This is a genomic window from Peptoniphilus indolicus ATCC 29427, from assembly GCF_000227315.1.
GTDB classification, from domain to species: Bacteria; Bacillota; Clostridia; order Tissierellales; family Peptoniphilaceae; genus Peptoniphilus; species Peptoniphilus indolicus.
In genome coordinates this window covers 792,635-800,259 of record NZ_JH165061.1, presented here as the reverse complement: position 1 = coordinate 800,259, position 7,625 = coordinate 792,635, and the positions used below count along the sequence as shown (strand labels likewise).

Genomic DNA, 7,625 nt, shown 5'->3' with positions numbered 1-7,625 from the left:
TTTTTATTCATATATTTATCCTTTATCTATAAATCATCTTTTAGAAAGTAGTAATTCAACTAAAATCATAATAAACTTAACAAATGTAAAAAATTAGTATCAAAATAATTAAACACACTATATTTATAACAATAGAGTTAAGCTCTATAGCATCTGCTGTAACTTTTATATTTGATAAATCAGTATTAATTCTACTCCCTCTTACCAAAAGTCTATGAGTATTCACCCCATATGGAGTACAAGTTTGTAAAGTAACATAGTCTTTCCCCTTGTCAATATTTAAATCATCCACTTCTTGTGGCAGTACTACTCTTACTTGATCAACTTCGTAGATCAAAGTTTCATTTAAAGTATTTAGTGTAAAAGTATCTCCATTTAAGAGTTTTTCAATATCAGTAAATAGTTTAGCAGAAGTAAGCCCCGTATGGCCTGAAATAACACTATGCGTATCCTTACCTCCAACAGGCAAAGATGTTCCCGGGATATGTCCAATAGCAACTTGTAAAACAGCTTCATCCGTTCCATGATAAATTGGAAGTCTCAAATTAATTTTTGGAATACTAATAACAGAAATAATTTCAGAGTCTTCTATTTTAAGCATAGAATTATATTTATCTAATTCTTTTTTACTCAATCTCAATCTATCGAGTGACTTGTCAACTAAACTTTCATTATATTTCCTAGCCTCTTTTAAAATATCTATATACTCTGTTTCATCTGATTTTTCTACTTTAGATACATAACTTTCTATTGCTATTGACTGGTGTTTGGCATTCCACCAATTACTAACCGTTGGATACAGTAATAAAACTATACCCGCTAAAATCACTATAGATACTACAATTGTTGACTTTCTAATTCCCATTTACAACATTTCCTTAAAATTTAAATTACGGAGGGATTTCTCCCTCCTTCTATAATAATTATTTATTATCTATTAATTGATAGTTTTCTTTTTGTTACTAAGTATATAACTCCGCCTAAAACCAAAGCTGTTCCCACGGTATAGATAATTTTAGTTCCCATACCACCAGTTTCCGGAAGTTCAGGGCCTTGTTTGTTAACTATATCTGTTGATAAAGAACCTTCTTCTTTATTTGCTGCCATTACCAAATTAACAATTCCTTCAATTAGCTTACCATTAAGATCAGTCAGTGTTAAGCTATCATCATCATGACTTGCAACAACATTAAACTCTATTGGCTTAATTGTATTAAAGCCTTCTGGAGTTTTTGTTTCAGTCAATTTGTATTGTCCATCATCAAGACCTTTAAAAGTAAATTTTGTATCTGCTTCTTTTGTAAGTCTTGTGATTTCCTTCCATTTACCATCTTCCATTTTCTTTTCCAGCTTAAATTCTGCTCCTGCTAACGGTTTTGTTGTATTCTCTGTATCTCCCGGTTGAACTTTGTTCACAATTACTTTATAAGTAAATACAATTACTTTGTCCTTTGGAGTTTTCCCTGTGCCGTCTCCGCCTTTGTTAGGATTGTTTGAATATTCAAGATAGACTTCATTAGGATTTCCTTTTGAGCCAATAACTGCTCGTTCATTTAATGTAGCCGTATACTCTACAGTAATTACGCTATCTTTAGTTACTCCTGAAACATTTTTCAAGTTATCAAAAGTTACTGTAAATCCATTTGTTGTAGTTGCAACCTTAAAGTCAGTTTTTATTTCTTTGTCACCAACCAAAACTTTTACAGATTCTTGGTCAAATGTTAATCCTGTTGACATTTCATCATGGAATACATATTTGTATGTTTCATATTTATCAAAATTTGATGGTAATGTACCAGTTAACTTAAATGGAACTTTATCTCCAATATCATGGTCAGCTGTTTTTGCCCAATCTTTATAGTCTTTATCTTCTGAATCGTTAATATCTTTTACATGTTTTGTAACAGTTGGCACATCAAGTTTTGTTCTTGCTGTTACAGTTCCTACTACTTTTAATAAGTAAAGTGTATATGCTCCATTTTCTTTATCTTTAGCATCTTGTGAGGCATCAACGTCTTTTACTAAATAATATCCTGCTTCAAGATTATCAAATTTATGGGAATTATTTGGTTGCACTAATTCTGATTCTACTTCACTTTGTAACTTTGTACTAATTTCCTTTGCAAATTGCTCTACATTATCTCCTGTCAATGAATTCGCTATTTCAGAAGCGGTACTTTTCCCACTAAAACTAATATTTTTAGTATCCTTTACTCCATTTCCCCACTCAATATTTGATAATTTTAACTTTCCATTTTCGCCATTTGAAACTTCACCTTTAAAAATTTGATAGAGTTCAAATTTATGAGGTGTCTTCCCTGTATTTTCTACCGTTAAGCTACTAGTGCCCTGTGCAAAAGTAGGGTTTACTGTACTTATAATCATCAGTAAAGTTAACATCAATCCCATTAATTTTTTTAATTTTCCCATTTCTTATGTCCTTTCATTAATTGTATTTTTATTTTATATCTCTTTCTTTGATATAACATATATATGCAAGAAGAAAATAATAAAACTGTACCCATAGCATAAATTCTATTTGTGCCAATTCCCCCTGTTGCGGGGAGTTCAATTTCACTACTCTTTATTTTTTATTAAATATATTTATCTCTCCCGATTGAATGCCGTCGTTATTAAAATAATATGTTTCATATCCATTAACTTCTACTTCTTTTACTTTATAGAAATATTCAGCCCCTTGCTCATCTCTTGCCGGTAATCCTGTCCAAGATTCTGTATACTTATTATCTTTTGTCAAAGTTTTGGAGTGATTTTCAAGCTTTTCAAAATTCCCATCTTTTCCTGTTTTTCTATAAAGATCTACTCTAACTTCTATATTTGGAATATTTTCATTTTCATATTCTAATCCATCATCATCCTGCCAAAACTTGTTAACTCTTATTTTTGTATAATCATTTTTTATATACATTATCCCGCCGGAATTTTTCAAAAATGATATTTTCCCCTTATCTACTTTTGATAAATCCGGTCTGTTGTCTGAACGATGGTACGAACTATACTCATCACTTCCCGCTTTCATCCAAATAAAGTAAACAGGTTCTGTTAATTTTGTATATCCATCGAGACTTTCGATTTCTGTTAACCTATAGAGTACATCTGCTTCAAGTCCCGGATTTGCACCTGATAAAGACCAGCTAATATACCCCGAGTCTGGAATTGTAATTTCGTCACTGTCCTTATACTTGACAATATGCCATGCATTACTTAAATCATTCCATTTACTAGAATCAAATTTTTCAAGTTTAAATTTTGTCCCCGGCAAGAATTTCTTTATATCTTTTGAATCTACCTTATATATTTTTATTTCTTTTACAGTAACTGTTGCAGATGATTGATTATCTCTTAAAATTGTAGTATCCTTAGAACTTGCAATCCCTGACAATTCCGCCTCATTTTTTATAGTGAGAGAGTCTGCAAAATTAGTAAATTCATATATATACTCAAATACACAGGCCAGTTCATCAGGTATTATAAGCGTTAGTTTCAATTCTTTTTCATCAAAAGTGATCTTATATCTGCCCTTTTCTATTTCCCTACCTTTGTTATCAGGTTGAGAATCATCGTATTCATATAGTTTCGCTTTATCTATATCAAATCTAGGGATTTTACCTTGGGAATTAAGTTTATCAACTAGAGTAACCTCATTTCCATTTTTGATTAAATCCTCTCCTTTTGGATTAATAACTAAGTTATACTTTACATTTCCTGTTGGATTACCAATAGGTTTGTTACTATCATTAATTTTTATAGGTTGTCCTTTATCATCTAGTTGCCAGCCTTTCTTAGTGAGTTTATCCAACTTCTTCTCAACTGTTACTTCATTTGATGTTTTTTCTGAATTCCAAGAGACTTCATTGATATAAGTCTTATTTACATTCTTGTTGTCTTTCCAAAATTCATCTTTACTTACATCAAGTTTGTAGAAAATTTGAACTATAGGGAAATAGTCATCGTATATATAATTATCTATTTTAATCGTAGCAACTTTTTTATTTCCTTCTTGATTTATAGTAATAGTAGGCTTACTATTCCCTTGAAAATTGGTTCCATATCTATTTGACCTGTCATATTTGGGATAAGCTAAATTATCTGCTCTAAAAAATGCTGCTTCAAGTGAACCGTCAACATACTCTGCTCCATCAGGAAGAGTATCATTGATAACTAGTGTTCCATTTTTAGTTTGATTTCCATCTACTTCTGATGTTGTGAGCATAATCCTATACTCAATCTGCCCCTTATCCTTTGAGTAATCTACTGCTGACTTACCATTTTTGTATATTGGAATATAGTTCTCAATCCCTGTTAGAACTCCTTTTTCTATCTTTCCTCTCTTTTCATATTCTGTTTCTGCTGTAGTTGTTTTATCTGCAACAGTTGCCTTATTTATAATCTTAATTTTTTCATTGTTAGAAATTTCACTTAAATCTGAATATGTGTGATATTCTCCAATAGCAAAGTCTTTCGGATTAAAGCTAGACTCATAATTTATATCAACTTTAAAGCTTTTTACTTTTCTTGTAGTATCAGTTTCCGGTATGTTTTTCCCTTTTGAGTCATAGTAGGTTACTTTTATACTTTTTACAGTTCTATTCTCAGCTCTATTCTCAGCTTCTCCACTATATTCAGGGTCTTTATCATTCCCCCTATACCTATAACTCTCACCACCATAGCTTCTAAAGAAAAGTTGACTTTGTAACTCTTTATCAATCTCACTTGCATAAGCATAGTGACTATCATTGCCCAAACTTTCTTTATTTGGTAATTTTTTTAGATTTTCAAATGTATCTGTGAATGTGAATGTATTTGAATTGTTCGTTCCAATATTCACACCTACTTGCCATCTGTTTTTAGTTCTATTTTTTTATCATCAAGGTTTATTACCTTTGCAAATTTATTCAGAGCAAAGTCTTGAGTTGTTTTGATTGTTGTAGTATCTTCTTCATATTCGTTACCATATTTTTCAACTTTATTAGTTACGGAACTTTCTCCTCGTGAAACTAATGTCGTATATTCCAGTCTATATGTAGAATTTCTATTTTTAATCTTATAGTTATTAAAACTAAAATCTATTAACCAATTACTATCACTGTATTTAATTAACTCATTTTGTTCCAGTTGAATTATATCTCCCGAATCTAAATCTATAAGTCTTACAGAACCGTCTTTTATTTGATGATTTATTTGGTCTCTTATTCTCCAACTACTCAAGTCCTTTTTATCGGGGTTGACAGTAATTGTCCAATTCACTTCTCCATATCCTTGTCCATTAGGATTAAAGTAACCTGATTTTTTTACACTTTTACTCCATTTTATAACGTCATCTGTTCCATGTTGATCCGGACCACTTATAGTCCAAGCAGTATTATTAAGTCTAATTTCCGAGATATCTTTTGGTGTACTGTTAATTTTTACTTCATAAGTTACCTTATAGCTTTCATTAGCTTCTAGTTTTGGCAACTTTTGTAAATCAAATCCTATAGTCTTTCCATACCCATTAGTTTGTTTAACAAGATTTATTTCAGTGCTATAACTATGCCCATCGCTATATATCGTCGTATTCCCGTTCTTTTCAACTCTCAAAGTACTTAAATCAAATTCATAGTCCAAATTACTTGGTACCACCCAATCTATTCTGTCTGTAACTCTAATTTCTTTTTCAGTGCCTTTTTTCGTAGTTATATCTACAGTGTAAGTTACTTTCCTTTTATCAGGACTCAACTCCCCTTTTTTCTTAGAGCTTATATCTGTATTTCTCTCTTTTGGCACTAAAATTTCAACAGTTGTTCCACTCCCCGGGAAAGTAATTCTATCATTGTTATCTACAGAATTTTTTGAAACTGTTCCTAAAAATTGCACTGTTCCATCGAATCCGTTTACTATTCCATTATGATCTTTATTCTTATTTAAAAACTCTTGATCAAATGTTATACTTATGAATCCATCAGTAGATATATTGTATCGACCTGCATCTTCCCCGCTCAATGTTTTTACCGTGCCTTCAAGTGTTCCCTCAAGTTTTATAGATTTTGGAACTTGATATGTCACCGTTGAATTTTCAGAAGAAACAAACCCTCTAGGTATAGCATATTCTATATTTACTTTTACTTGCTCTTTATCATAAACTTGATCTGTAGGAATCCATTCTTGATTTCTTCTTGTTAAAACTTCAACTTTTCTTACATATTGTGTAAAATCATTGCTGATATATTGCGCCATCATAGGTAGTGCTCTAAGCTCTTTATCTACACTCATTTCAACAGTATCTTGACTGCCGACTTCAATTAGTGCAAATTTAGAAAGTTTATTTGTAAAAAAAGAAACACTTGATAAAACACCATCTTCGTTATAATTTATTTTTGTTCTTTCATCATTAGAGATATCCCTTAATTGTATATTTAAATTTATATCTAATGCATCTAAATAAAAACTTCCTTCTTCTACCATCTCAACTAATATAAACTTGCTTTGCTCAGCTTTTTTTATATTTTCTTTTAATACTACATCAACATAAAAATCACCTTGAGTTTCAAAATCATCTAACAATTGAAGATTATATCCATGTATATCTATTATTTTTTCTGCAGAATATGCATTTTGAATTTCAAAAGTTCTAGCTATTTGAGATTTATCTAACTCATCAATTTTATGCACTCTTAATTCTGGATTATTTGCAGTTTTTTTAGTTTTATATCTTACAAAAATATCTGCATTATCTATGCTGCTTTTTAATACTTTTAATTCTTCTCTATCTTCTAAAAACTTGTCTTTTTCTTCTCTAAGCTCCACTTCATCATCATTATTATCTCTATTAACCAATTCCGTCTTGTTGTTTAATGTTTGATTCATCATATTTGAAATGTCGGATGTAGGCAAATTTTCATATGTTCTCTTTATATTTGTTTCATCATCTATTGCAGAACCCATTACCGGACCACTATTAGATGTAAAAAGAATGGTAATTACCAATAAAAACATAATAACTCTATGACTTAATATATTTTTTAAAACAAACTTTTTCTCCAGCTTTTTCTTCATAATTTACTTATAATATCCCTTCTATATTAAATACTACTTTCCCCAATATTTCTTGAATTTTTATATCTTTAATTTCATTAATCCTTGAATCATAAGATTCCGCCCTATTATCTCCCATAACAAAAAATTCATTTTTTGTTATTTTATGTGGTAATTTTATATTGTATGGTTCCAGACTTTTTTTATTGGCATACGATTCTCTCTTAAAATCTCCATTTACAAAAACATTTCCATCTTTATCTATGTCCACGGATTCTCCTGTTTCTGCAATTATCCTCTTAACTAAAATTTTATTATCTCTTTTAAATACCACTATGTCCCCTTTTTTATATTTATTTAATTTTACTGCTACTATATATTCACCTTTCTTTAGTGCCGGGTGCATTGAATCATTAAAAACTCTATAGTATGAGAAATGTTTAAAAATCCCTAAATAAATTATTAATAAACAAAAACTTAAAAATATTATTTTATTTTTTATTTTCATCGTTTCATCCATTCTAAAAATATCCTATATTTTGTCCTTACTTATATTTACCGTATGATTATAGTATACTTTTTTCTATGTT

Annotated in this window: 6 protein-coding genes; all 6 read right to left on the bottom strand. The window is 30.2% G+C overall.

The window, feature by feature from the left end; all coding sequences use genetic code 11:
• Window positions 1-76 precede the first annotated feature (76 nt).
• The 6 genes from HMPREF9129_RS03650 to lepB all read right to left on the bottom strand — a co-directional run bounded on the left by HMPREF9129_RS03650 (window position 77) and on the right by lepB (window position 7,543).
• Window positions 77-865: a class C sortase gene (locus tag HMPREF9129_RS03650; RefSeq protein WP_004820467.1), complete on the bottom strand. Its 789-nt coding sequence runs from the start codon at window positions 863-865 to the stop codon at window positions 77-79.
• Between the two features lie 65 nt (window positions 866-930).
• The gene (locus tag HMPREF9129_RS03645; protein ID WP_004820465.1) at window positions 931-2,430 is read right to left on the bottom strand and encodes an isopeptide-forming domain-containing fimbrial protein; all 1,500 of its coding nucleotides are present in this window, start codon (window positions 2,428-2,430) and stop codon (window positions 931-933) included.
• On the bottom strand, window positions 2,418-2,573 hold the full coding sequence (locus HMPREF9129_RS12775; protein WP_370882806.1) for an LPXTG cell wall anchor domain-containing protein: 156 nt from the start codon (window positions 2,571-2,573) through the stop codon (window positions 2,418-2,420). Before HMPREF9129_RS12775 ends, HMPREF9129_RS03645 begins: the two co-directional genes overlap by 13 nt.
• An 11-nt stretch (window positions 2,574-2,584) precedes the next feature.
• Window positions 2,585-4,849 carry a Cna B-type domain-containing protein gene (locus tag HMPREF9129_RS03640; protein WP_004820464.1) on the bottom strand — a complete coding sequence of 755 codons (2,265 nt, stop codon included), beginning with the start codon at window positions 4,847-4,849 and terminating at the stop codon, window positions 2,585-2,587.
• A 2-nt stretch (window positions 4,850-4,851) separates the two neighbouring features.
• The gene (locus HMPREF9129_RS03635; protein WP_004820462.1) at window positions 4,852-7,056 is read right to left on the bottom strand and encodes a hypothetical protein; all 2,205 of its coding nucleotides are present in this window, start codon (window positions 7,054-7,056) and stop codon (window positions 4,852-4,854) included.
• 7 nt (window positions 7,057-7,063) lie between these two features.
• Window positions 7,064-7,543 carry a signal peptidase I gene (lepB, locus tag HMPREF9129_RS03630; RefSeq protein WP_050794616.1) on the bottom strand — a complete coding sequence of 160 codons (480 nt, stop codon included), beginning with the start codon at window positions 7,541-7,543 and terminating at the stop codon, window positions 7,064-7,066.
• Window positions 7,544-7,625: the final 82 nt, after the last annotated feature.